Source organism: Microbacterium sp. 18062 (assembly GCF_902706225.1).
Classification (GTDB): domain Bacteria; phylum Actinomycetota; class Actinomycetes; order Actinomycetales; family Microbacteriaceae; genus Microbacterium.
Map to the genome: position 1 here is coordinate 1 of NZ_CACSKB010000009.1, position 26422 is coordinate 26422.

Annotated in this window: 20 protein-coding genes; 17 read left to right on the forward strand and 3 right to left on the reverse strand. The window is 70.5% G+C overall.

Features of this window, described 5'->3' with window-relative positions:
* The 7 genes from infB to GVL03_RS05005 form a co-directional block, all read left to right on the forward strand.
* A partial coding sequence (gene infB / locus GVL03_RS04975) for a translation initiation factor IF-2 (protein WP_159499891.1) occupies positions 1-2415 on the forward strand: 2415 nt, incomplete at its 5' end.
* A gap of 149 nt (positions 2416-2564) precedes the next feature.
* A complete protein-coding gene (gene rbfA, locus GVL03_RS04980; protein ID WP_159499892.1) occupies positions 2565-2999 on the forward strand; it encodes a 30S ribosome-binding factor RbfA in 435 nt (144 codons plus the stop codon).
* A gap of 265 nt (positions 3000-3264) precedes the next feature.
* On the forward strand, positions 3265-4029 hold the full coding sequence (locus GVL03_RS04985) for an aspartate/glutamate racemase family protein (RefSeq protein ID WP_159499893.1): 765 nt from the start codon (positions 3265-3267) through the stop codon (positions 4027-4029).
* Positions 4026-4985 (forward strand): ABC transporter permease, encoded by a 960-nt coding sequence (locus GVL03_RS04990; protein ID WP_159499894.1) that lies wholly within the window; start codon positions 4026-4028, stop codon positions 4983-4985. The genes GVL03_RS04985 and GVL03_RS04990 overlap by 4 nt, the downstream gene beginning before the upstream one ends.
* Positions 4982-5857 (forward strand): ABC transporter permease, encoded by an 876-nt coding sequence (locus GVL03_RS04995; RefSeq protein WP_159499895.1) that lies wholly within the window; start codon positions 4982-4984, stop codon positions 5855-5857. The genes GVL03_RS04990 and GVL03_RS04995 overlap by 4 nt, the downstream gene beginning before the upstream one ends.
* Positions 5854-7536 (forward strand): ABC transporter ATP-binding protein, encoded by a 1683-nt coding sequence (locus GVL03_RS05000; RefSeq protein ID WP_159499896.1) that lies wholly within the window; start codon positions 5854-5856, stop codon positions 7534-7536. Before GVL03_RS04995 ends, GVL03_RS05000 begins: the two co-directional genes overlap by 4 nt.
* On the forward strand, positions 7533-10535 hold the full coding sequence (locus GVL03_RS05005; RefSeq protein WP_159499897.1) for a membrane dipeptidase: 3003 nt from the start codon (positions 7533-7535) through the stop codon (positions 10533-10535). Before GVL03_RS05000 ends, GVL03_RS05005 begins: the two co-directional genes overlap by 4 nt.
* Before the next feature lie 85 nt (positions 10536-10620).
* Here GVL03_RS05005 and GVL03_RS05010 read toward each other — a convergent pair whose 3' ends face one another.
* Positions 10621-11487, reverse strand: coding sequence for an A/G-specific adenine glycosylase (locus GVL03_RS05010; protein WP_159499898.1), 867 nt, complete (start codon positions 11485-11487; stop codon positions 10621-10623).
* Positions 11488-11540: 53 nt separating this feature from the next.
* On the opposite strand from GVL03_RS05010, the gene truB reads away from it, so the two are divergent.
* The 10 genes from truB to GVL03_RS05060 all read left to right on the forward strand — a co-directional run bounded on the left by truB (position 11541) and on the right by GVL03_RS05060 (position 22940).
* On the forward strand, positions 11541-12452 hold the full coding sequence (gene truB, locus GVL03_RS05015) for a tRNA pseudouridine(55) synthase TruB (protein WP_159499899.1): 912 nt from the start codon (positions 11541-11543) through the stop codon (positions 12450-12452).
* On the forward strand, positions 12449-12817 hold the full coding sequence (locus GVL03_RS05020; protein WP_159499900.1) for a hypothetical protein: 369 nt from the start codon (positions 12449-12451) through the stop codon (positions 12815-12817). Before truB ends, GVL03_RS05020 begins: the two co-directional genes overlap by 4 nt.
* A gap of 44 nt (positions 12818-12861) precedes the next feature.
* On the forward strand, positions 12862-13314 hold the full coding sequence (locus GVL03_RS05025; RefSeq protein WP_159499901.1) for a hypothetical protein: 453 nt from the start codon (positions 12862-12864) through the stop codon (positions 13312-13314).
* Positions 13311-14264, forward strand: a complete 954-nt coding sequence (locus GVL03_RS05030) for a bifunctional riboflavin kinase/FAD synthetase (RefSeq protein WP_159499902.1) — start codon at positions 13311-13313, stop codon at positions 14262-14264. Before GVL03_RS05025 ends, GVL03_RS05030 begins: the two co-directional genes overlap by 4 nt.
* Before the next feature lie 96 nt (positions 14265-14360).
* Entirely contained in the window at positions 14361-15236 is an 876-nt protein-coding gene (locus GVL03_RS05035; protein ID WP_159499903.1) for a glycerophosphodiester phosphodiesterase family protein, read from the forward strand.
* Positions 15237-15387: 151 nt separating this feature from the next.
* Complete coding sequence (locus GVL03_RS05040) at positions 15388-17664, forward strand: cation-translocating P-type ATPase (RefSeq protein WP_306770312.1); 2277 nt, start codon at positions 15388-15390, stop codon at positions 17662-17664.
* A gap of 80 nt (positions 17665-17744) precedes the next feature.
* Positions 17745-18389 (forward strand): hypothetical protein, encoded by a 645-nt coding sequence (locus GVL03_RS05045; RefSeq protein WP_159499905.1) that lies wholly within the window; start codon positions 17745-17747, stop codon positions 18387-18389.
* Positions 18390-18554: 165 nt separating this feature from the next.
* Positions 18555-20708, forward strand: a complete 2154-nt coding sequence (locus tag GVL03_RS05050; protein ID WP_159499906.1) for a DEAD/DEAH box helicase — start codon at positions 18555-18557, stop codon at positions 20706-20708.
* A 134-nt stretch (positions 20709-20842) separates the two neighbouring features.
* On the forward strand, positions 20843-21871 hold the full coding sequence (locus GVL03_RS05055) for a 6-phosphofructokinase (RefSeq protein WP_159499907.1): 1029 nt from the start codon (positions 20843-20845) through the stop codon (positions 21869-21871).
* A gap of 229 nt (positions 21872-22100) precedes the next feature.
* Positions 22101-22940, forward strand: a complete 840-nt coding sequence (locus tag GVL03_RS05060) for an endonuclease domain-containing protein (protein WP_159499908.1) — start codon at positions 22101-22103, stop codon at positions 22938-22940.
* A gap of 46 nt (positions 22941-22986) precedes the next feature.
* Here GVL03_RS05060 and GVL03_RS05065 read toward each other — a convergent pair whose 3' ends face one another.
* Positions 22987-25188, reverse strand: coding sequence for a S9 family peptidase (locus GVL03_RS05065; protein ID WP_159499909.1), 2202 nt, complete (start codon positions 25186-25188; stop codon positions 22987-22989).
* 26 nt (positions 25189-25214) lie between these two features.
* Positions 25215-26414: an ROK family transcriptional regulator gene (locus GVL03_RS05070; RefSeq protein WP_306770313.1), complete on the reverse strand. Its 1200-nt coding sequence runs from the start codon at positions 26412-26414 to the stop codon at positions 25215-25217.
* Positions 26415-26422 lie beyond the last annotated feature (8 nt).

The window sequence follows — 26422 nt, forward strand, 5'->3', positions numbered from 1 at the left end:
GACAGCGCGCAGGAGGCTCCGGCATCGCCGAGTCCGGACGCCGCCGCCCCGCAGCCCGGCGGTGCGACCCCGCAACCGCCGCGCCCCGGCGGTTCCCCGCGTCCGGGCAACAATCCGTTCGCGAGCGCGCAGGGCATGGGCCAGCGTCCCGCCGGCCCGCGTCCGGGCAACAACCCGTTCGCGAGCACGCAGGGCATGGGTCAGCGCCCGACGCCCGGCAACATCCCGCGTCCGCAGGCTCCGCGGCCGGGTGCCCCCCGTCCCGGTGCCCCCCGTCCCGGCGGTGCCGGTCGTCCCGGCGGCGGCGGTCGTCCCGGTGCTCCCTTCCAGCAGCGTCCCGGCGGCCCCGGTCGTCCCGGCGGCGCCGGCGGCTTCCAGCGTCCCGGCGCGCCCGGTGGGGCTCCCGGCGGCGGTTTCGCCGGTCGTCCCGGCGGCGGCGGCGGTCGCGGTCGCGGTCCCGGCGGTGGCACCGCGGGTGCATTCGGCAAGGGCGGCGGCAAGTCCAAGCAGCGCAAGTCGCGGCGGGCGAAGCGGCAGGAGTTCGAGATGCGGTCGGCGCCGGTCGTCGGCGGCGTCAACGTCCAGAAGGGCAACGGCCAGATCATCCGGATGCGCCGAGGCGCGTCGATCGCGGACTTCGCCGACAAGATCGAGGCGATCGCCGGCTACACCGTGCAGCCCGGCACGCTCGTGACCATCCTCTTCAACCTCGGCGAGATGGCGACGGCGACCGAGTCGCTCGACGAGGCCACCTTCGAGGTGCTGGGCGCCGAGCTCGGCTACAAGATCCAGATGGTCTCGCCCGAGGACGAGGACAAGGAGCTCCTCGAGGGCTTCGGTCTCAACCTCGACGCCGAGCTCGAGGCCGAGAGCGAAGAGGACCTCGAGATCCGGCCGCCGGTCGTGACCGTCATGGGCCACGTCGACCACGGTAAGACCCGACTGCTCGACGCCATCCGCCAGACCAACGTGGTCGCGGGCGAGGCTGGCGGCATCACCCAGCACATCGGTGCGTACCAGGTCTGGACCGAGCACGACGGCATCGACCGCGCCATCACCTTCATCGACACCCCCGGTCACGAGGCGTTCACCGCCATGCGTGCCCGCGGTGCGCAGGTGACCGACCTGGCGATCCTCGTGGTCGCCGCCGACGACGGCATCATGCCGCAGACGGTCGAGGCGCTGAACCACGCCCAGGCGGCGAACGTGCCGATCGTGGTCGCAGTCAACAAGATCGACAAGCCCGACGCGAACCCCGCCAAGGTGCGTCAGCAGCTGACCGAGTACGGTCTGGTCGCCGAGGAGTACGGCGGCGAGGTCATCTTCGTCGACGTCTCGGCGCGCAACAACATCGGCATCCAGGAGCTTCTGGACGCGGTGCTGCTCACCGCCGACGCGGGACTCGACCTCACGGCGAACCCGAACAAGGCGGCGCGCGGTGTGGCCATCGAGGCGAAGCTCGACAAGGGCCGCGGCTCGGTCGCGACGGTGCTCATCCAGTCCGGGACGCTGCGCGTCGGCGACGCGATCGTCGCCGGCACCGCGTACGGCCGCGTCCGCGCCATGATCGACGAGAACGGCGACGCCGTCGAAGAGGCATGGCCCTCGCGTCCGGTGCAGGTGCAGGGTCTGAACTCCGTGCCGCGCGCCGGCGACGTCTTCATCGTCACCGACGAGGACCGAATGGCGCGTCAGATCGCCGAGAAGCGCGAGGCTGCGGAGCGCAACGCCGCCCTGGCCAAGGCACGCAAGCGCATCTCGCTCGAGGACTTCACCCGCGCTCTCGAAGAGGGCAAGGTCGAGTCGCTCAACCTCATCATCAAGGGCGACGTGTCGGGTGCCGTCGAGGCGCTCGAGGAATCGCTGCTCAAGATCGAGGTCGACGACTCCGTCCAGCTGCGCATCATCCACCGCGGTGTCGGCGCCATCACCGAGTCGGACATCAACCTCGCGACGATCGACAACGCGATCGTCATCGGGTTCAACGTCCGTCCCGACGCGAAGGCGCGCGAGCGCGCGGCTCGCGAGGGTGTGGACGTCCGGTTCTACTCGGTGATCTACAACGCGATCGACGATGTCGAGCAGTCGCTGAAGGGCCTGCTCAAGCCGGAGTACGAAGAGGTCCAGTCGGGTGTGGCCGAGATCCGGGAGGTGTTCCGCTCCTCCAAGTTCGGCAACATCGCCGGCGTCATCGTCCGCAGCGGCACGATCACGCGCAACGCGAAGGCCCGCGTCATCCGCGATGGCGTCGTCATCGCCGATGGCCTGACCATCGAGTCACTGCGTCGCTTCAAGGACGACGTCACCGAGGTCCGCACGGACTTCGAGGCCGGTATCGGACTCGGCAAGTACAACGACATCCGCATCGGCGACGAGATCGAGACGACCGAGCTTGTGGAGAAGCCGCGCGGCTGATCTTGCGCCCGTCGCGTCTCCGGCCGCGGTGACGGATGCCTCTTCGGCAAGAGCGGGGCCTACCCCGATCGCCTCAGAGGCATCCGTCACCTCCGCCTCCACCGTGACCTCCGTCATCATCCTGATGGGAAAGTAGTAAGGAGCAGCCCATGGCCAGCGAACGTCAGGCACGTCTCGCGGACCGCATCCGCGTGCTGATCGCGGAGCGACTCGAGAAGGGGCTGCGCGACCCGCGCCTCGGTTTCGTGACCATCACCGACGTGCGGGTGACCGGCGACCTGCAGCACGCGTCGGTGTTCTACACCGTGCTCGGCACCGAGCAGGAGCGTCTGGACTCCGCCGCGGCCCTCGCAGCGGCGACCGGCATGCTGCGCAGCGACGTCGGGCGCCAGCTCGGCATCCGCCTCACCCCGACGCTCGAGTTCATCCCCGACGGGATCCCCGAGAACGCCGGGCACATCGAGGAGCTCCTCCGAGAGGCGCGCGAACGCGACCAGACCGTGGCGGGTCTCGCGGCGAACGCGAACCATGCGGGCGATGCAGACCCGTACGTCAAGCCGCGCCCCGACGACTCTGAGGCATAGGCCGACGACGGCACGGGGATACTCCCTCAGGGCCGGCGCGAGCATCCGCGTGCTCTGGATCGTCATGTGAGACGCTGCTGTCCGCCGTCGATGAGGATCCGCCGGGGGATCGGATCACGTCGCGCGGCGTGCGCAAATCGTCTCGTCACGTCGCGCAGCAAACAGAAACGGTGTGAAATCGGCTGAGGCGCGGTCTTTCTCGTATGTAAACATGCCTATGTATACATCAAACTGATCGATCGTGACCGAGGACAGCATGACAGGCGTGACCCACCCGACCGGATCGGCGATTCCCCCGGAACGCACGGTGATCGGGGTGCTGGGCGGCATCGGTCCCCAGGCGAGCGCTCGTCTGCACCGCGTGCTCGTCGACAGGGCCACGCTGGCGGTCGCCGAGGGGCGTGCCGACGTTTTCCCCGAGATCGTGCACTTCTCGACGAGGGTCGGCCACTTCACGGAACCCGGGCCCGACCGGGCGGCAGCGGTCGACGCGCTCACGAGGGCGACCCGGGTGCTCGTGGATTCCGGTGCAGTGGTCATCGGACTGGTGTGCAATACGGCTCATCTGCTGCTGCCTGCCGTCGAGGCGGCGACAGATGCGAAAGTCGAGCGAATTCCCGAGCATGTGGCCGAAGTGGTCGTTCGCGACGGCTACCGGCGCGTCGGCCTTCTCGCTACGCAAAGCACGCTCGATCTGGGGCTCTACGATCCCGTCGGCGTGGTGACAGAGCTGATCGCCGCATCCCGCGCACTCACGGCGGAGGTCTCCGAGCACATCGTCGACGTCTACACAGGCAGAGAGACGCCGGCGCGTCAGCAGGAGTTCCGCGACCTTGTGGCGCGCTTTCGCGACGAGGAGCGGCTCGACGCCGTCATCCTGGGCTGCACCGAGCTTCCGGTCGCCTTCGGCGACGCTGACCGTGCCGGTGTCGTGGACAGCATCGACGTGCTGTCCGACGGGCTGCTCGCCCGTTTCCATGCGTTGGCCAGCAGCAGACCGGGTGCCGTGCTCGCTCGGACGGCGTCATGAGTGGACTTCCGCGGTACGCGCTGGGTCGTCTCGGACAAGCGCTCTTCGTGCTCTGGGCGGCGTTCACAGTGAGCTTCATCATCCTGTACGTGCTGCCGGGTGACGCCGTGACGGTGCTCCTGGGCACCGAGACGTACATCGATCCGGCCGAGATCGAGCGGTTGCGTCAGCACTACGGACTCGATCAGCCAGCGCACGTGCAGTACTTCGTGCAGTTGGGGAATGTGCTGCGCGGGGACCTCGGGGTCTCGATCCAGACGGGCGCTTCTGTCGTCGGGACGCTCCTGGGCGCGCTTCCCGAGACCCTGATCCTGACGCTCACGGCACTCACGCTGGCCATCGCGGCCGCTGCGGGGATCGCGTTCGCGGCAGCGTACACGCGCAGCCCGCGGCTGAGGCAGACAATTCTGTCCCTCCCTCCTCTCGGCGTATCGGTGCCGACCTTCTGGATCGGGCTCACTCTGCTGCAGCTGTTCTCCTTCCGGCTTCCGCTCTTCCCGGCCATCGGCAACGCAGGCCTCGCGAGTCTCGTGCTTCCCGCCGTCACGCTTGCCATTCCGACCTCCGCAGCGTTGGCCAAGGTGTTCGCCCAGGGACTCGATCATGCGGGTCGTCAGCCGTTCGTCGACGCGGCGCGTGCGAGGGGCACGCGCCGCGTCGACGTGCTCTTCCGGCATGTGGCCAAGAACGCGTTGCTGCCGAGCGTGACTCTGCTGGCCGTCACCGTCGGCGGTCTCCTCGCCGGCTCCGTCGTCACCGAGACCGTGTTCTCGCGAGTCGGGATCGGGCGGGTGGCATTTACCGCGGTCACGGCGCAGGACCTGCCGGTCGTGCAGGGAGTGGTGATCCTCGCCGCCGGCGTGTTCGCGCTGGCGAATCTCGTCACCGACCTTCTGTATCCGGTGCTCGACCCTCGCGTCTCACTCCGGGCGCCCGCGAGGGAGGTGCTCGCATGACCGCATCCGTGCTGGAGGTGACGACGTCCTCCGAACCGGCCGATGTCCGCAAGGGGGCGAGGCGGCTCCCCGCCCGGCTCCTCGCGCCGGGTTTCGTCGTGTCGGCGCTCATACTGATCGTCGCATTCGCCTGGGCATTCGCCCCCGGCCTGTTCGCGACGTTCCCGCCAAACGAGGGAATCCCCACTGATCGTCTGCTGCCGCCGAGCACGACGTACTGGTTCGGCACCGACTACCTGGGACGCGACCTCTACAGCCGCACGGTCTACGCGGCATCGCTGTCGCTCGTCGCCACGGGGATCGCGGTGGCGATCGCTGTCGTCGTGGGATCGACGCTCGGCATCATCGCGGGCTATGCGCGAGGGATCGCGGACGTGATCATCTCGCGATTCGTGGACGTGCTGCTCGCCATCCCCGGTCTGCTCCTGTCGATGGCGATCATCGCGGCTTTGGGCTTCGGCACGATCAACGTCGCGATCGCGGTCGGTGTCGGCGCCGTGGCGAGCTTCGCGCGTGTGACGAGAGCCGAGGTGCTGCGAATCCGCCACGTGGACTACATCGAGGCCGCGGCCGGGTCGGGCCTGGGTGTTGTGGGAATCCTCGTGCGTCACATCCTGCCGAACTCCTGGGGTCCCGTGTTCGCCATGGCCGTGATCGAGTTCGGTGCGGCGGTGCTCGCGGTGTCGGCGTTGAGCTTCCTCGGGTACGGAGCGCAGCCTCCGACTCCGGAGTGGGGTTCCCTCATCGCGGAAGGGCGCAATCATCTCTCCACGTCATGGTGGCTCATCACGTTGCCCGGTCTGGTCGTGGTGGCGCTCGTGCTCTCCACCAACCGCGTCGCGGCCGCCATCGGAAGCGAGACGCACGGATGAGCGAGGAGATACTGCTCGCGGTGGAGGATCTGACGGTCTCCTACCGCCTGGGTCGATCAGAGGTGCGTGCCGTCGACGAGGTGGCGTTCGAACTGCGACGCGGAGAGGTGCTGGCGCTCGTCGGAGAGTCGGGGTCCGGTAAGAGCACGATCGCTCATGCGATCCTCGGGTTGCTTCACGGTGCTGCGGGGATCGACGGCGGGGCGATCCGATTCGAAGGCCTGGATCTGGCGACGGCATCCGATCGGGTTCTCGAGACGATCCGAGGTCGCCGCATCGGATTCGTGCCACAGGATCCGACCGTCTCGCTCAATCCCGTCAAGCGTGTGGGCGAGCAGGTTGCCGAAGCGCTGCGCAACCACCGTGTGTCGAACCGCGCGCAGGCGCTTCGGCGAGCCGTGGAGCTGCTCGATGAAGCGGGGATCCCGGATGCTGCGCTCCGGGCTCGCCAGTATCCCCACCAGTTCTCCGGCGGGATGCGGCAGCGCGCGTTGATCGCGGCTGCCCTGGCCTGCCGGCCGGCCCTCATCGTCGCCGACGAGCCGACGAGTGCGCTGGATGTCATCGTGCAGAAGCAGATTCTCGATGCTCTCGCCGGGCAGATCGCCGAGCACCGCACCTCTGTGCTGCTCGTCACGCATGATCTGGGGGTCGCCGCCGAACGCGCGGATCGGGTGATAGTCCTGCGCGCCGGACGGATCGTCGAGCAGGGTCCGGCCGCGCAGCTCTTCCGTGAGCCGCGCGAGCCCTACACGCGAGCGCTGCTCGAGGCCGCACCGAGCACGAGCGTGCGCTGGGTGCGCGCCGTCGCGCCCGAGACCGTACGGAGGCAGGAGCCGCTGCCCCCTGCCCTCATCGAGGCCTCCGGGCTGTCCAAGCGATACCGCCTGGGTCGTACACGGGTCATCGATGCGCTGACGGATATCGATCTCACGGTCCGGCGCGGACGCACTGTGGCGGTGGTGGGGGAATCCGGGTCAGGCAAGACGACGCTCTCCCGAGTCGTCGCGGGATGGGTCGCTCCGAGCGCCGGTGAGATCCGGTTCGACGGTCGGCCTCTACAGGAGTGGCGACGTGAGAGGGCCAAGGACCTGCGGCGACGCGTTCAGTACGTCTACCAGAATCCGTACACATCACTTGACCCGCGCTACACCGTGGGGCGCATTCTGGCGGAACCCCTCGAGGCGTTCCGCATCGGCGATCGTGCGGATCGTGGCGATCGCGTCGTCGCGCTCCTGGAGGCTGTGCTGCTGTCTCCCGCGCTGGTCGAACGTCGCCCTGCCGAGCTGTCCGGAGGCCAGCGCCAACGGGTCGCGATCGCCCGCGCCCTGGCAGCCGAACCCGAGCTGCTGCTGCTCGACGAACCGGTGTCGGCTCTCGACGTGTCCGTGCAGGCGCAGATCTTGCATCTGCTGCGCGAGTTGCAGGCGGAGCGAGGACTGACATACCTCTTCGTCACGCACGATCTCGCCGTGGCCGGCGAGATCGCCGACGAGGTCGTCGTCATGCGTGCCGGGCAGGTGGTCGAGAAGGGCGCTCTCGCACAGATCTTCGATGCGCCCGCATCTGAGTACACACGGCGGCTCCTGGCCGCCATCCCCGATCCGGCGCGTTCGCGCTCCGCCCGACCCCCGTTCGAGGAACTTCACCACGAGGAAAGGAAAGTCCCATCCCCATGACACTCCGCACTCGGCGACGCCCCGCGATCGCCCTCACCATTCTGACGGGCGCACTCGCCCTCGGCGGATGCGCCGGCGGGCAGCCCGCGGACGCGCCATCTGCGGGCGATGGCACCGCACCCGTGTCCGGGGGCACCCTCGTGTTCGCGCACGATGTCGATCCCGGCTGTATCGATCCGCAGCAGGCCGCGAGCTGGAGCCTGGACCTCGGCCGGAACATCGTGGACTCCCTGCTGGAGCAGGACGCCGAGACCCTCGAGTTCGCTCCATGGCTCGCCACCGGGTATGAGGCCAACGAGGACGGCACCGAGTTTCGGTTCACGATCCGCGAGGGGGTGACCTTCTCGGACGGCACCGCCCTCACTCCCGAGACCGTGAAGGGCAACTTCGATTCGGTGAAGAACGACCTCGGTGCGAAGGCCGGCTATGTCGTCGGAGTCTTCTCGACGTACGTGGAGTCGATCGTCGAGGGACAGGACGTGGTGGTTCGTTTCAGTGCGCCAAACTTCCCCTTCGTCCAGGCCGTCTCGAGCCCCTCTCTCGGGATCGTTTCCGAATCCACTCTGACCACGGCCCCGGAGGAGCGCTGCCAGGGCGCGGTGGTCGGCACCGGGCCCTTCGTGCTTGACCACTATGCGCCCACGTCCGAGGTGCTCCTGACCAAGCGCGCCGACTACGGATGGGGCGCGCCATACGCCCTGCACGACGGGGAGGCCTACCTGGACGAGGTCCTGGTGCAGATCGTCACCGAGGCCAGCGTTCGGGACGGTGCGCTTTCGAGCGGCCAGGTGGACGGCATCCGTACGCCCTCGGAGGGTCAGGAGGCGACGTTCGGCGCGGACCCGTACTGGACGATCACCCGGCCCAATCCCGCCATCGTCTCCAGCCTCGACTGGAACTACAACTTCGACGTGGTCCGGGACGAGAACGTGCGACTCGCGGTGCTCAAAGGCATCGACCGTCAGGAGTTGCAGGAGACCGTGTTCGGCGAGTACGGCCTCGCGGCGACGTCGATCCTGTCGTCGACGATCCTCGGGTTCGAAGACCTCAGGGATCTCCTGGCCTATGATCCCGACGGCGCGGAGGACCTGCTCGAGGAGTCCGGTTGGGAGCCCGGCGAGGACGGCATCCGGGAGAAGGACGGCGAAAGGCTCGTCATCTCCGGCGTCGTGTTCGACTACCAGAAAGCCACGGCTGAGTTGCAGGCGCAGCAGCTCGCAAAGATCGGAATCGACCTGCAGGTGACGCTCGCCTCGGCGGCGAACATCGGGGAAGAATGGAACTCGGGCGAATACCACTTCTTCCAGCACGCGAACACCGGCGCGGATCCCGATCTGCTGCGGGGCTGGTTCTCCACATCTCTCACGAACCCGACCACACGCAACTTCACCGACACGTCCACGGATCTCGATGAACTGCTCGACCGTCAGCCGGGTGTGCCCAACGGTCCCGAGCGGGACGAGATCCTCGCCGAGACACAGCGGATCATTCTCGAGAATGCCTACGCGGTGCCGATCGAGCAACGCACGTTCGTGTTCTCCTTCCGGGACACGGTGCGAGACGTCCGGCTCGACGCACAGCCTCGACGCGGTTCTACGACGCGTGGAAGACCGCTGCCGAATGAATGCGCTCGCCGCAGGCGAACACCGATGGCGAGCGTCGTCTCGCCCGCGACGAGCAGACGCTGCGTCGGCTGCCGAGCGGAGCCGCGAGTCCCGCGAACGATCATCCGAACACGACTGACGCTGGAGAACGACATGACCGACCACCCCCTCGACATCGACGCGCTGATGGCGGAGCACCCGCTCGTCGACGCGCACAACGACTGGGCGCTCGTGCTGCGCAAACACCATGGGTCCCGTACCGCTGCGCTCGACACCGAACTGCCGGAGCTGCAGACCGATATCCCACGGCTGCACCGCGGCGGCGTCGGCGGGCAGTTCTGGGCGTCGTCCGTGCCTGCAGGACGTTCGGAGGCCGAGGCGACGGTCGACGCCCTTGAACAGCTCGACCTGATCCATCGGTTCGTGGCCGCATACCCGGATGCGTTGGAGCTCGCCTATACGGCCGACGACGTGCGGCGGATCCACGGGGCGGGACGTGTCGCCTCGCTCCTCGCGGTGGAGGGCGGGCACCAGATCGCGACGTCGCTCGGAGTGCTGCGTGTGTTCGCGCGTCTCGGTGTGCGCTATCTGACACTCACACACTTCAGCAGCACATCGTGGGCCGATTCCGCCACCGACGCGCCACGTAGCGACGGGCTGAGCGAGGTTGGGCGTGCGATCGTCGCCGAGTCGAATCGGATCGGCGTGATCGTCGACGTCTCGCACGTGGCCGACACCACGGCGAGGGACGCTCTGGCCTCGAGCACGTCCCCCGTCGTCTTCAGCCATTCATCCGCCCGGAGAGTCACCGACCACGTGCGCAACGCCCCCGATGACGTCTTGGAACTGTTGCCGGCGAATGGCGGCGTCGCGCATGTCACGTTCGTCCCCGGTTTCGTCTCGGCCGACGTCGGGGCGTGGTACGGCCGGGCGGGCGAGGAGCGCCTGCGACTCGGTCTGCCGCCGCGCCGAGGACTCTGGCCGGCGACGCCCGTTCCCGGGGTGAGTGGCGAAGCGCATCGAGAGGCCCACGCTGCCGCGGAGCGCGAAGCGATCGAGGCGCACGCGGCGGCGGAGAGAAGCTTCGACGAATGGGCTCGGTGTAATCCTCGCCCAGTAGCGACGCTCGATGATGTCGTCTGTCATGTATCGCATCTCCGCGAGGTCGTCGGTATTGCGCACGTCGGAATCGGAAGCGACTTCGACGGCAGCCCCGACCAGCCGGTCGGGCTGGAGGACGTCTCGGCCTTCCCGAGGCTGCTGACGGCGTTGCGTGACGCGGGCTGGAGTCGCGAGGACCTCATCGCGTTCGCGGGCGGCAACACGCTGCGCGTACTGCGCGAGAACGAGGACGCGGCCTCCGCACCCCTGTGGCCCTCCCTGTCGGGGCATTGATCGCCGCGAATCGGTCCACGGTCGAACCCCGGCGGCAGGCGCGCCGGGGTTCGGGTCGGGGAGGATCGTCGAAGACCCGTCCCGGTCATCGCGGCAGGCGCAGCATCCCGTCGGACGCCTCGGCGAGGCCGTCCGCGATGAGGGAGTCGATCGCACGGTCGCGTTGTCGCGGATCCGCCCAGTCCGGGATCACCGAGTCCCAGGGCGCCGCGTGGTCCGTCGCATCCCGGAGAACGCGCAGCACCGCGCCTCGCGCCTGGCGGTCGCTGCCCTCGTAGCGCGCCTGTCGGCGACGGGTGTCGCCGGTGTCGGGAAAGCCCGCGGCACGCCACGCGCACGCATGCGCGATCGGGCATGCGTCGCACCTCGGTGCCCGCGCCGTGCACACGAGGGCCCCGAGCTCCATCGCCGCGGCGTTGACGGCGGCGGCCTCGCTCCGGTCCTCGGGCAGAAGCGCCGCCATAGCCTCGAGATCCCGGCGAGAGGGCGGGCCGGGCTGCGAACGCCCGTCCACTGCGCGTGCCAGCACGCGCCGGGTGTTCGTGTCGACGACCGGGTGCCGATCGCCGTAGGCGAAGACGGCCACGGCCCGTGCCGTGTAGTCGCCGATGCCCGTCAGCGCCAGCAGGGCGTCGACGTCGCGCGGCACCGCGCCGGCGTGCCGGTCGCGGATCTCAACGGCGGCCCGATGCAGCCACAGCGCCCGCCGCGGGTATCCGAGGTTCGCCCAGTGCCGCACGGCCTCCGCGGGGGCGGCCGCGGCGAGATCGGTCGGCGTCGGCCATCGCTCCAGCCAGGCCTCCAGAAGCGGGATCACCCGGGCGACCGGCGTCTGCTGCAGCATGAACTCGCTGACCAGGACGCCCCACGCCCCGTACCCCGGCGCACGCCAGGGCAGGTCCCGCGCGTGGACGCGGAACCACGTGGTGAGCGGGGCGACGAGATCGGGCACCCCGACAGCGTATGCGGGCGGGAGCCGCGTCGGCTCCGCCGTAGGCTGGGAGGATGCGTGACAAGAAGGCGGATGCCTCGACCGGCATCCTGCTCGTGGACAAAGCGGGCGGGATGACGAGCCACGACGTCGTGGCTCGTGCGAGGCGGGCGCTCGGAACCCGCAGGGTCGGGCACGCGGGCACCCTCGACCCGATGGCGACGGGCCTGCTGGTTCTGGGCGTCGGCCCTGCGACGCGGCTGCTCACGTACCTGGTGGGTCTCGACAAGACGTATCTCGCCACCATCCGGCTCGGGTCTGCGACCGACACCGACGACGCGGAGGGGACGGTCGTCGACACCGCCGACGCAACGGCGCTCGCCGGTGTCGCGGACGCCGCGATCGAGGCGGGTGTCGGGGCGCTGAGAGGTGACATCTCGCAGGTGCCGAGCACGGTGTCGGCGATCAAGGTCGACGGGCGCCGCGCGTACGACCTCGCGCGTGCGGGGGAGAGCGTCGAGCTGCGGGCTCGCGCGGTGACGGTCTCGAGGTTCGACGTCCTCGCACTCCGGCGCGATCGCACGGCGATCGACCTCGACGTGGTCGTGGACTGCACGAGCGGGACCTACATCCGTGCCCTCGCCCGCGACCTCGGTGCCGCGCTCGGCGTCGGCGGTCATCTGACGGCCCTCCGGCGCACCAGGATCGGCGACTTCGACGTCGCCCGGGCCGCGGCGACCGACGCCATCGCGGAGGCCGCACTGCTCGACCCGGCGACCGCGGCGTCCCGCGTCATGCCGCGTCTGGACGTCGACGCCGCACAGGCCCGCGATCTGCGCCACGGCAAGAGGCTCGTGGGCGCCGCGTCCGGGACCGTCCCCGGCCCCGTCGCGGCCGTCGATCCGGAGGGACGACTCGTCGGCGTGCTGGAGCGGCGCGGCGCGGATCTCAAGAGCGCGATGAACATGCCGGAGTGCGGCGCATGATCCTCTGGCTCACGCTCGTCCAGGTCGCGGTCGCCGCGGCCGCGGCGCTCCTGTGCGTCGTGCTGGGACTCGTGGGCCGTCGTCCCAGCGACCTGTCGGTCGGCTCCCTCGCCCTCGTCCAGGTGCTCCTGATCGTGCAGATCGTCGTGGCGCTGGTCGCCCCGTTCGCCGGCAACCCGCCCAGCGGAAGTCTGCTGGAGTACTGGGTGTATCTCGTCTCGGCGGCGCTCCTGCTGCCCGCCGGGATCGTCTGGGCGCTGCTGGAGCGCAGCAGGTGGAGCACCGTCATCATGGGGATCGCCGCGGCTGCGGTCGCGGTGATGCTCTGGCGCATGCACACCATCTGGACCGTGCAGGTGGCCTGAACGGGCCCGGACGCCCGGTGCCTGCGACCTATGATTGACCTGTCATGCCGTCTGCGAACCGCCCTCGGATCACCGGTCTCGGCCGCGTCCTCGTCGCCGTCTACGGTGTCCTCGCGCTGGCCGCCACCGGGCGGTCGCTCGTGCAGATCGTCGAGCGCTTCGACACCGCTCCGTTGGCGTTCACCCTCTCGGCCGTCTCCGCCGTCGTGTACATCCTGGCGACGCTGGCGCTCGTCTTCTCCGCATCGCGCGGATGGTACGTCGTCGCCTGGGCGGCGATCGTCTTCGAGCTGGCGGGGGTGCTGATCGTGGGCTCCTACAGCCTCTTCCGGCACGATCTGTTCCCCGAGGAGACCGTCTGGTCGTGGTTCGGCTCGGGATACGTGTTCGTGCCGCTCGTGCTGCCGTTCGTCGGCATCTCGTGGCTCCTGTCCCATCGCCCCGGCGCCGATCCCGTCGCACCGGCCCCCGCCCCCGTCGAGAGGTCCGTCTGGTGATCGTCTTCCGCAGTCCCGAAGAGGTCCCGGCCGCCTTCGGGCCGTCGGTCGTCGCGATCGGCAAGTTCGACGGCGTGCACGCCGGTCATCGTGTCGTCCTGGAGCGCGCCAAGGTGGATGCGGCGGCCCGCGGCGCCAAGGTGGTCGCGGTCACGTTCGACCGGAACCCGCTCGCCGTGCTCCGCCCCGATCTGTCGCCCGAGGAGCTCGTCGGCATCACGCAGAAGCTCCGCCTGCTCGCCGAGACCGGCATCGACGCGACCATGGTGCTGACCTTCGACGAGAGCCTCGCCGCGCTCGATCCGCGCGAGTTCGTGGTCGACGTGCTCGTGCGGCCGCTCGGCATGTCGACCGTGCTCGTCGGAACCGACTTCCGGTTCGGCTGCGGCGGCACCGGCACGCCCGAGACGCTTCGTGAGCTCGGTGCCGAGTTCGGATTCCGTGTCGACGTGGTCGACGAGGTCCGCGGCATCCACGAAGGTCGCCGTGTCTCGTCGACCTGGGTGCGCGAGCTCGTCGCGGCGGGCGACGTCCAGTCCGCCGCGCAGCTGCTCGGGCGTCCGCCGTCGGTGTGGGGCGAGGTCGTGCACGGCGCGAAACGGGGGCGCGAGCTCGGCTTCCCGACCGCGAACCTCTCGCCGGCTCTGGAGGGGTTCATCCCCGCTGACGGCGTGTACGCCGGATGGCTGATCGACGAGGCGCCGGGCCTGCGTTCCGGCATCCGCTACCCGGCGGCGATCTCGGTCGGCACCAATCCGACCTTCGGCGACGTCGTCACCCGCCAGGTCGAGGCCTACGTCCTCGACGAGCACGACCTGGACCTCTACGGTCACGAGGTCGAGGTGCAGTTCGTGCGTCGCATCCGGGGGATGGTCGCCTTCGACGACATCGGGACGTTGATGCGGCAGATGACCGACGACGTCGAGCAGGTGCGCAGGGTCCTCGCCTGACGGAGGGCGGGCGACACGCCCTCCGTCGGAGGTAACGAAACGGTAACGCCGGGCGATAGGGTGTCTGGACGTCGATGGTGACGACCAGGAGGCACGATGCGATCGACCCCGGCACCCCATGGGATCCCGACGCTGCTGACGGTGGGAACGCTCGTCGCGGCGTCCCTGGTCGTGGCCGCGCTCGGCTCGACGCCGCGAGCGGTGGGCGCGACCGAGGCGCTGGGAGCCGTGCGCAGTCCCGGCGAGCAGGCGTTCGTCGCGAGCCATCGCGGCGGCGCCGTGGATGCGCCGGAGAACACGCTGCCCGCGGTCGCCGCGGCGTTCGACGCCGGATTCGCCTATGTCGAAGTCGATGTCGCGCTCTCTCGGGACCGGGTGCCGGTGCTGCTGCACGACCCGACGGTCGACCGGACGACCGACGGCACCGGCGCCGTCGCGGATCTCACGTGGGCCGAGCTCGCCCGGCTCGACGCAGGTGCCTGGTTCTCGTCGAGCCACGCCGGGACGAGGATCCCCCGCTTCGAGGAGTTCCTCGACCTCGTGGTCGTCCGGGAGGGCCGCGCGCTCGTCGAGCTGAAAGGGGAGTGGGATGCGGAGGCCGCGGCATCCGTCGTCGGTGCCGTCGAGGCGCGTGGACTCGACCGGAGCATCACGGTCGCGAGCTTCGACGCACGCACGCTCGCCCTGGTGGGCGCGGCATCGACGGTGCTGCCGCGGATGATGATCCTCCGGACGCTGCCGGACGACATCGTCGTGGCGGCGTCGACCGCGGGCGTGCGCGGCGTGATCGCGAGTCGTCGGGCGGTGCTCGATCGGCCCGAGGTCGTCGCCGAGCTGCACGACGCCGGCGTGCGCATCGCCGTCTACACGCTGAACTCCGACGACGAGTGGAGCGAGGTGACCGAGCTCGGCGTGGACGGCATCATCACCGACGACCCGACCGGTCTCGAGCGCTGGCAGCGCACCGCCTGAGCGCCCGGCGACGGTCAGGCGTCGCCGGCGTGCACGGCGGCGGAGATCGTGCCCGGCTCCTCGAGGGGACGTGCCGGGCAGTGGGCGCCGATCCGCCGTGGAATACCCCTGGGGGGTATCATGTTGCGAGACGATGAACGAAGGAGGGACCGTGACCGTCGAAACCCCCGCCACCCGTGAGGCCGTGCTCGAGATCATGGGGATGACCTGCGCGAGCTGCGTCGCGCGGGTGGAGAAGCGCCTGCAGTCGGTCGCGGGCGTCGCGGCCGCGGTGAACCTCGCCACCGAGACGGCACGGGTGACCTTCCCGGCCGAGGTCGACGCCGCACGGCTGGTCGGCGCGGTCGCCGAGGCGGGATACACCGCCCGGATCCGCGACCTCACCCCCGGCCCCTCCGCGGGGCACGATCACGCCTCCGCCGATCACGATCACGAGGCGAGCGACGGCGGGCACGTGCACGAGACGCAGGACGTGCCGGGCGCGACGAGCCTTCGCACCCGGCTGCTCGTGAGCCTCGTGCTCGCCGTTCCGGTCGTTGCGCTGGGAATGGTGCCCGCCTGGCAGTTCCCGGGGTGGCAGTGGGCGTCGCTCGTGCTCACCGCGCCGATCGTGCTGTGGGGCGGATGGCCGTTCCACCGCGCCACGTTCGCGAACCTGCGCCACGGTGCGCTGACCATGGACACCCTCATCACGCTCGGCACGTTCGCCGCGTTCGCGTGGAGCACCTGGGCACTGCTGTTCGGAGCGGCGGGGACGATCGGGATGACCCACGAGGTCGTGCTCTTCGGCCGCGCGCACGATGCGACATCCCTCGTCTACTTCGAGGTCGCGGCCGCGGTCACCGTCTTCCTTCTGCTCGGCAGGTTCGTCGAGCAGCGGTCCCGGCGGCGGGCCGGGGCGGCGCTGCGCGCTCTCGGCGAGCTCGTCGCGCCGGAGGTGCGGCTGGCGGACGGACGGAGCCTCCCGGTCGCCGAGCTGCGGGCGGGGGATGAGTTCGAGGTGCGGCCCGGCGAGACGATCGCGACCGACGGCGTCGTCGTCGCCGGCGCCGCCGCGGTCGACGAGAGCATGCTGACCGGCGAGTCCGCCCCCGTCGACGTGCGCGCGGACTCGGCGGTCACCGGAGGGACCATCGCCCACGGAGGCGCGCTCACCGTGCGGGCGACGGCCGTCGGCGCAGACACCCGGCTGGCACAGATCTCCCGGCTCGTCGAGAACGCGCAGCTGGGCAAGAGCCGCGTGCAGCGGCTCGCGGACCGCATCTCCGGCGTCTTCGTGCCGATCGTGATCGCGCTCGCCGTCGCGACCCTCGTCGGCTGGATCCTCGCCGGACAGTCCGTCGCAGACGGGGTCATCGCGGCGGTCGCCGTGCTGATCATCGCGTGCCCCTGCGCGCTGGGCCTCGCGACGCCGATCGCGGTGCTCGTCGGCACCGGCCGCGGCGCGCAGCTCGGCGTGCTCATCACGGGGCCGGACGCGCTCGAGAACGCGGACCGCATCGACACCCTCGTGCTCGACAAGACCGGCACGGTGACCGCCGGACGGATGACGCTCGCCGAGGTCGTCGTCGCTCCCGGCGTGGACGAGGACGAGGCGCGTCGGATCGTCGGCGCGCTCGAGGCGCGCTCGGAGCATCCGGTCGCGCACGCCCTCGCGATCGCGGATCCGCCCGGGGTCGAGGATTTCCGTGCGGAGCCGGGTCGCGGCGTCAGCGGCGTCGTCGAGGGACGCCGCGCGTTCGCCGGGAGCCCCGCGTACGCCGCGGCCCAGGGCGTCATCCTCCCCTTCGCGCTGACAGCGGCGCTGCGCGAGCACGCGCACGGGGGCACAGCGGTGGTCGGCGGCTGGGCCGAGACCGGGGGATCGCCGCGGGCGCGAGCCGTGTTCGTCGTCGCGGACGCCCTCCGGCCGGACGCCGCCGAGGCCGTGGCGGCGTTCCGCGCCGCCGGGCTGCACGTGCTGCTGGTCACCGGCGACGCCGAACCGGTCGCCCGGCGGGTCGCCGCCGAGGTCGGGATCGACGACGTGATCGCCGGGGTCGCTCCCGAGGGCAAGGTCGCCGAGGTCGCCCGGCTGCAGGCGGGGGACCGCCGGGTCGCCATGGTCGGCGACGGCGTCAACGACGCGGCCGCGCTCGCCACGGCCGACCTCGGGATCGCGATGGGCGGCGGGACGGATGCCGCCCGCCACGCCAGTGACATCACGCTGACCGGTTCGCGTCTGGGGCAGGCGGCGACCGCCATCCGGCTCAGCCGCCGGGTGATGCGCGTCATCCGGGGGAACCTGTTCTGGGCCTTCGCGTACAACGTGGCGGCGCTGCCGCTCGCGGCGCTCGGCCTGCTGAACCCGATGATCGCGGGCGCGGCGATGGCGTTCTCGAGCGTCTTCGTGGTGCTGAACAGCCTTCGCCTGCGTCGCGCGGGCTGACGCTCGCCGACGCCGCGCGCCTCGGTCGTCCGGCACGGGCGACGGTTAGGGTCGAAGGACGACGACCCCCGGAGGACACTGTGACGACGACCCGCGCCCGCATCCGTACGCTGACCGCGGCGGCGGCCCTCGCGGCGGCGGTGCTCGTGCTGGCGGCCTGCGTTCCCGAGCCCGCGTCGACGTCGAGCCCGTCGAGCCCGTCGAGCCCGACGGCGACCGGCGGGGGAGCGCCGACGGCGACCGGCGAGCCGACCGTGGACGCGACCGAGGCGCCGACCGACCGTCCCCAGGTCACCGAGATATCCCTGCCCGCCTCCTGCGAGGCCCTGTACTCCGCTCAGATGCGGGCGACGCTCGACGCGTCGCTGCCGCCCCTGAACGATCCGGGAGTCACCCTGGCATCGACCGACGTGGCCTCCGCGCTGGGGCTCCTCGAGTCCGGCGTGCCCACGCTGCGCTGCTCGTGGGGGACGCCGAGCGAGAACGGACTGTCGACGAACGTGTCGATCCTCGCGGTCGATGACGTGCCGCGCCTGCAGGACGTGCTCGCGGCGGCCGGATTCACGTGCGCGGACGCGGTCGGGGGGATCCTCTGCACATCATCGGGGGGCGACGGCCGAGGCGAGTCGCACTTCCTGCGGGGCAACGGCTGGGTCGCGACCGCGTGGATCGGAGCGCTCCCCGACGGGTACACCGAGGACATCGCCGCGACCCTCTGGGGCTGAGGCGGTGACGACGGGCGTCGCGATGGCGTAAACTGGGCTCGATCGGTCCGGTCGCGCATCGCATCGCGCGCCCCCGATCTTCCCGCGTCCGTCCCGGCACCGAGCCGCCCGCGGGACTCTGACCACCGGTCGCAGGTCCTTTCGGACCCGACGCTCAGGAGGAGCATGCCGACTACGGCTCCCGCCGCGCACACCGCGCAGCGACGCAGGAAGACCTCGTCCGCCCGACGCGACGACGAGGCGCCCGTCATCCCCATCCTCGCCCGCAAGGTGCGCGAGGTCGAGGCGAAGGCCCAGCGCGGCAAGCTCGGCCCGACGAACCGCGTGAAGTTCCAGGTGATCGCCTTCCTGGTGCGCGAGGAGCGCGCCCGGGTCAAGGCCGATGCCGAGCTCACCGACGCCGTCCGCGCCGAGCTGCTCAAGCGTCTCGACGGGGTCGCGACGATCCTCGCGAAGACCGCGGCCCGCGACACCTCCCTCATCCAGCTGCTCGAGGTCGACCAGGCGACGTCGCCGGTCGCGAGGCGCATGCGCCGCGACTGGCTGCTCGAGTCGGGCGCCGAGCTCGCTCCCGACGAGCTGATCATCACGGATGCCGCACCCGTCACCGGCCCGGTCGTCCCCGCCGCCGCATCCGCCCGCCAGGTGCTGCCCCCGCAGGTCGAGGCGCGCCAGCTGTCGAACCCGTTCCTCGCCCCGGACCTCACCGTCCACACGCCCGCGCAGTCCCCACGTCGCCGCCTCGACGGCTGGGAGCTGATGGGCCCGCTGTACAAGGCGTTCGAGACCGGCGCGGGCGGGGGCGCGGCGACGATGGAGCTGCCACCCGTCCCTGAGTTCGACCGTCTGTCGCCCAAGGGGCTCGAGGTCATGCCGCACCAGTCGCGGTTCCTCGAGGCCGTGCGCGCAGGACACCGCAGCTTCCTGCTCGCCGACGAGCCGGGCCTCGGCAAGACGGCGGAGTCGGTGCTCGCCGCATCCGTCGCGGGGGCGTATCCGCTCCTGGTCGTCGTGCCGAACGTCGTGAAGATGAACTGGGCGCGCGAGGTCGAGCGCTGGACCCCGCAGCGCCGGGCCACCGTCATCCAGGGCGACGGCGAGGACATCGACGCCTTCGCCGACGTGTTCATCGTCAACTACGAGGTGCTCGACCGGCACCTGTCGTGGCTGAGCTCGATCGGGCTCGCCGGCATGGTCGTCGACGAGGCGCACTTCATCAAGAACCTCACCTCGCAGCGGTCGCGCAACGTGCTGGCACTCGCCGGCCGCATCCGCGAACGCCTGCGCGACCCGCTCCTGCTCGCCCTCACCGGCACACCGCTGATCAACGACGTCGAGGACTTCGACGCGATCTGGCGGTTCCTCGGCTGGACCAACGGCGAGAAGCCCGGCTCAGAGCTCATGGAGAAGCTCGACGCCACGGGACTCACCCCCGCCGACAAGGCGTTCTATCCCGAGGCGCGCAGCGCGGTCATCTCGATGGGCATCGTGCGGCGGCGCAAGACCGACGTCGCGGCGGATCTGCCCGACAAGCTCATCGCCGATCTGCCGGTCGAGCTCGACGACGAGTACGGCCGCTCGATCCGCCAGGCCGAGCGCGAGCTGGGCGAACGGCTCGCCGCGCGCTACCGCCGCATCCTCGACGCACGCGGCGACCGCGGACTCGCGCCGGGCGACATCGACGAGGACATCGTGCGTCTCGTCGCCCAGCACGAGCTCGACGAGTCGAAGGCCGCCGGATCCGGCAGCGAGAACGTGTTCACGATGGTGCGCCGCATCGGCCAGGCCAAGGCGCACCTCGCCGCGGACTACGCCGTGCAGCTGCAGCGCTCGGTCGGCAAGGTCGTCTTCTTCGCGAAGCACATCGACGTGATGGACGCGGCCGAGGCGCACTTCGCCGCATCCGGGCTCAAGACGGTGTCGCTGCGCGGAGACCAGTCCGCCACCGTGCGGCAGGACGCCATCGACGCCTTCAACTCCGACCCCGAGATCGCGGTGGCGGTCTGCTCGCTGACGGCCGCCGGCGTCGGCGTGAACATGCAGGCGGCCTCGAACGTCGTGCTCGCCGAGCTGTCGTGGACGGCGGCCGAGCAGACGCAGGCCATCGACCGCGTGCACCGCATCGGGCAGGACGAGCCGGTCACCGCGTGGCGCATCATCGCCGCGCACACGATCGACACGAAGATCGCCGAGCTCATCGACTCGAAGCAGGGACTGTCGCTACGCGCGCTCGACGGGCACACGGTCGAAGAGGGCTCGAGCGACTCGGTGCAGCTGTCGGCGCTCATGCACCTCACGCGCACCGCACTCGGCGGCTGACGACCGCGAGGCCCCGCCGAAGGGATTTGTGCCGGGCGGCCCGGATGCGGCGACCGCCCCGGGGCGATAGTGTCGGGGAGGCAGCGTCGCCCCATTCCCCGGAGCACCATCACCCGGAAAGCAGGGACTCCAGCATGAAGATCGGCATCCTCACCAGCGGCGGCGATTGCCCCGGCCTCAACGCGGTGATCCGCGGCGTCGTGCTCAAGGGCACGACGACGTACGACCTCGAGTTCGTCGGCGTCCGCGACGGGTGGCGCGGCGTCGTCGACGCCGACTTCTTCCCGTTGACCCGCCATGAGGTGAAGGGTCTGTCGAAGGTCGGCGGCACCATCCTCGGCACCAGTCGGACGAACCCCTACGAGGGTCCCCGCGGCGGCGCGGAGAACATCGCGAAGACGTTGTACGGGCACCGGATCGACGGCATCATCGCGATCGGCGGCGAGGGCACCCTGGCGGCGGCCAACCGCCTCGCGAACGACGGCATCAACGTGCTGGGCGTTCCGAAGACGATCGACAACGACCTGCGTGCGACCGACTACTCGTTCGGCTTCGACACCGCGGTCAACATCGCCACCGACGCGATGGACCGCCTCCGCACCACAGGCGACTCGCATCAGCGGTGCATGGTCGCCGAGGTCATGGGGCGCCACGTCGGCTGGATCGCGCTGCACGCCGGCGTCGCCGCGGGGGCGCACGTCATCTGCATCCCCGAGGTGCCGATGTCGATCGACGACATCTGCGAGCAGGTGTCGAAGGCGCACGACCGGGGACGCGCGCCGCTGATCGTCGTGTCGGAGGGCTTCAAGCTCAAGGGCATGGAGGAGGCCTTCAGCGACAAGGGGCTCGACGCCTTCAACCGCCCGCGCCTGGGCGGCATCAGCGAGGTGATCGCGCCGGAGATCGAGCGCATCACCGGCATCGAGACGCGCGCCACGGTCCTCGGCCACATCCAGCGCGGCGGATCCCCGTCCGGCTTCGACCGCGTGCTCGCGACGCGTCTGGGCCTGCACGCGGCCGACGCGATCGTCGAGGAGGCCTGGGGCCAGATGGTCTCGCTGCGCGGCACCGACATCGTGCGGGTGCCCTTCGCCGAGGCTCTGGGCGAGCTCAACACCGTGCCGCTGTACCGGTACGAGGAGGCCGCCGCGCTCTTCGGCTGAGCGTGAGGTCGCGTCGAGGGTCGACAGGAGATATGCCCGGGAACAGGACGATGGGCACGCAATGATCCTGTCTCCGTGGTTTCTCCTGTCTCGCGTGCGCTGGTGCTGGTCATCGTCGTGGTTCTGGCTTGCATCGACGTCTTCTCCCCAGGTCGTGTAGGCCTGCACGTGTCCACCGGTCGGCGGGATCGTCGACTCCTGCATTCGGCGCGGTCGCAGAGTGGGACACATGCGATCGCTCGACGAGCTACGGGAATGGATGGACGCGCGCGCCGGCATCTGTCATGTCACAGCGGTTCGTGACGCGGGGTTCACCGTGCACGGCATCCGTCGTGCGGTGGACACGGGGATGCTGCAGCGCGTCCGGAGATCCTGGCTGGCCACGCCCGGGTGCGATCCGCTGCTGCGCCGCGCAGCCGAGACCGGCGGCCGGCTCACCTGTCTGAGCGCCGCGTCCCGCGCAGGTCTGTGGACGCCCGTCCACGGCGATCTCGTCCACGTCGCAGTGGCGCCCACGGCCTCGCGGATCGGTGGCGACGGCCTCCGGCTCCATTGGTCGCGGGGCCCGGTGCCCGTCGCCGCGACCGCGCTCGAGGATCCGGTCATCAACGTGCTCCTGCACGTCGCGCGCTGCATCCCGCGACCCGATGCGGCCGCGGTGTGGGAGTCCGCGATCCGCAAGAAGCACGTCGCCGCCGACGTGCTCGCTCGTGTGGACTGGCGCTGCGAGGTCGCGCGCGGGCTGGCGGCGACGGCGTCGTCGCTGTCCGACTCCGGAATCGAGACGCGCTTCGTCCTGCTCATGCGCTCGATCGGCGTGGTCGTCGCGCAACAGGTGAGCATCGACGGTCATCGCGTCGACGGCCTGATCGGCGAACGCCTGGTGGTCCAGCTCGACGGGTTCGCGCATCATCAGGCCCGCGACCGTCGTCGCGACATCCGGGCCGATGCGCGCCTCGCCCTGCGCGGCTACACCGTGCTGCGGTTCGACTACCACCAGGTGATGTTCGAGCCCGACGACGTCATCGCCGTCGTCGCGAACGCGATCGCGCAGGGGCTGCACCGATGAGCACATGCTCCGCTACAGGAGATATCCGCAATGCAGGAGGCCGTCGTCAGGATCCTCCTGTGCAGCGGATATGTCCTGTTCCGAGGCATCCCGCACCCGCACCCGCAGGCGCGACCGCGGACGCCAGCGCTCCGCGGTCGGTGGCGCCGAGCACGTCGAGAAGCCAGGCGAGCTCGAACGCGCGCTCGCGCCAGGCGTTGTACCGGCCGCTCACGCCGCCGTGACCGGCGACCATCTCGCACTTGAGGAGCGCATCCGCCCCCACCTCGCGCAGCCGCGCCACCCACTTCGCCGGCTCCACGTAGAGGACCCGGGTGTCGTTGAACGAGGTGACCGCCAGGATGCGGGGATACCGCACGCCCTCGCGCACGTTCTCGTACGGCGAGTACGACTTCATGTACGCGTACACGTCGGCGTCGTGCAGCGGGTCGCCCCACTCGTCCCACTCGATGACGGTGAGCGGCAACGACGGGTCGAGGATCGTCGTCAGCGCGTCGACGAACGGGACGTCGGCGAGGACCCCGGCGAACAGCTCCGGTGCGAGGTTCGCGACCGCGCCCATGAGCAGCCCCCCGGCCGAGCCTCCCTCGGCGACGAGCTGCTGCGGCGTCGTGTACCCGTGGTCGACGAGGTGCAGGGCGCTGTCGACGAAGTCGGTGAAGGTGTTGCGCTTGGCGAGGAGCTTGCCGTCCTCGTACCATCCGCGGCCCATCTCCCCGCCGCCGCGCACGTGCGCGACCGCGAAGATCACGCCGCGGTCCAGCTCCGACAGGCGGGCCACCGAGAAGGCGGGCTCGATCGAGTGCTCGTACGAGCCGTAGCCGTAGAGATGCACCGGTCGGGGCGCGATCCCCGCATCGCCGAAGGAACGCCTCCACACGAGCGACACCGGAACCTGCACGCCGTCCTGCGCGGTCGCCCAGACGCGCGCCTGGGCGTAGTCCGCGGGGTCGTAGCCGCCCAGCACGGGCTGCTGCTTGCGCCGCGCGAGGGCGCCGGTGGCGGGATCGTAGTCGTAGACGGTGGAAGGGGTGACGAAAGAGCCGTAGCCGAGGCGCAGCAGGGGCGGCGCCCACTCCGGGTTCCCCGCGGTGCCCACCGAGTAGATCGGCTCGTCGAACGGGATCTCCGCGACGGCGGAGGTCGCGTAGTCGAGCATTCCGATGCGGGCGATGCCTTCGCGCCGGTAGCCGACGACGCCCCAGTCCCGGAACGTCGAGACGCCGAGCAGACGCTGCCCCGGCTCGTGCGCGACGACGACCTCGCGCTCGCCGGCGGGATCGGATGCGGGCACCCGGACGAGCTCGAAGTCCAGTGCCTCGTCGTTGTGCAGGATGTAGAGCACGTCCTGTCCGTCGACCACGGCGTGCGACGAGTCGTACTCCACGCCTTCGCGCCGCGGCCACACCACCCGGGGCTGGGCGCGGAGGTCGTCGGCGGGGACCAGCCACTCCTCCGACGTGATCGAAGACCCGAGCCCGATCACCAGGAACCGGTCGCTGCGGGTGAACCCGGCTCCGACCCAGTACCTCTCGTCGGGCTCGTGGAAGAGCTTCGCGTCGGATGCGGCGGGCGTGCCCAGCTCGTGCAGCCACACGGTGTCGGGGCGCCACGCGTCGTCCACGGTCGAGTACACGACGAAGCGGCCGTCGGGGGAGAGGGAGGCGCCGGCGAACGTGCCCTCGATGACGTCGGGGAGAGTCTCTCCCGTGATCAGGTCGCGCACGCGCAGCGTGTAGCGCTCGTCGCCGGTGACGTCGATGCCGTAGAGCAGCAGGCGGCCGTCGGTCGACACCTCGAAGGTGCCGAGGGAGAAGAACTCCTCGCCGTCGGCCTCCTCGTTGCCGTCGAGCAGCACCTGCTCGTCGGGGAGGGGTTCGCCCGCCATGGGCTCCGGCGGAGTCCAGTCGGCCGGATCGGCGATGGGCGCCCGGCAGTGGATGCCGTACTGCCTGCCCTCGACCGTGCGGGAGAAGTACCACCAGTTCCCGCGGCGCGAGGGCACCGAGAGGTCGGTCTCGAGAGTCCAGGCCTTGATCTCCCCGAAGATCCGCTCCTGCAGCGGCTCGAGGTGCGCGGTGCGCGCCCGCGTGTAGGCGTTCTCCGCCTCGAGGTGGGCCGTGACGCGGTCGTCGTCCTTGGCGCGCAGCCATTCGTACGGGTCGTCGAAGGTGTCGCCGTGGTGACGACGCGGCTGCGGCTCGCGAGGGGCCGTGGGCGGATGGACGGATGCGGCGTTGTCGGTCACTCGACCACGCTAGCGGCCGTGCCGGCTCAACGACGCATGAGCAGCGCACCGAGCCGCGACGGCGAGAGAGCGGCATCCGTCGCGAGACGGCTCGCTCCGGCGATCGCGGCGTCGTCGGAGGTACGCGCCGGCGCGATGGTCAGATGCTCGGTGGACAGCGGGATGCTGCGGGCGTACACGACCTCGCGCACGCCCGCGACGAGGTGCTCGGCCACTTGAGCCATCGACCCGCCGATCACGATCACCGCAGGGTTGAGGAGGGTGACGCACAGCGTGAGGATCTCGCCGATGTCGCGACCTGCCTGTCGCACGGCCTGTATGGCGTCGACGTTGGCCGACTTCACGAGCTCGACGACCTCGCGGGAGCCCGTCGCCCCGATCCCGTGGTGGCGCAGCTCGGCTGCGATCGCGCGTCCTGAGGCGACCGCCTCCAGACATCCGCGGTTGCCGCACGCGCACAGCACGTCGGATCGGCGCGACAGCGGCGCATGACCGATGTCGCCCGCGGCCCCGCTGGCTCCGCGGCGGAGATCGCCTCCGGCGATGATGCCGGCACCGATACCGGTCGCGACCTTGACGAAGAGCAGATCCTCGACCTCGGGCCAGGCGATCGTGCGCTCGCCCAGCGCCATCACGTTGACGTCGTTGTCGACGACGACGGGAACATCGAACGCGGACGCGACGTGCGCCTTGATGTCGAAGCGGTCCCATCCCGGCATGATCGGAGGGTTGACGGGCTGCCCGGTGGCGAACTCGACGGGTCCGGGCACCCCGATGCCCACTCCGACCAGGTCGGCGTGCCCGCGCCCCGCCTCGTGCAGGAGCTCCCCGCCGATGCGTTCGAGCGCGGCGAGGACGACCTCGGGACCCGTGGCGATGTCGATCTCCTCCCGCTGCTCGGCGAGGACGCCGCCGGCGAGATCGGTCACGGCGAGACGGATGTGGGAGGCACCGAGATCGGCCGCCAGCACGACGTACGCGCCGGGGCGGAAGGCGAACTGAGACGAGGGCCGTCCGCCTGTCGAGGCGGCGTCTCCGAACGGCGCGACCAGGCCGGCGTCCATGAGTTGGTCGATCCAGCCGGTGATGGTGGAGCGCGACATGCCGATGGCGCGCGAGAGCTCGGCTCGGGTGCGGGGAACGCCGTCGCGCAGTCCGTGCAGAAGGCTGCCCGCGTCGACGACCGGTGAGGGTCCAGGAACGGCGGCGAACACGGTGTCAGTCAATCACAGGG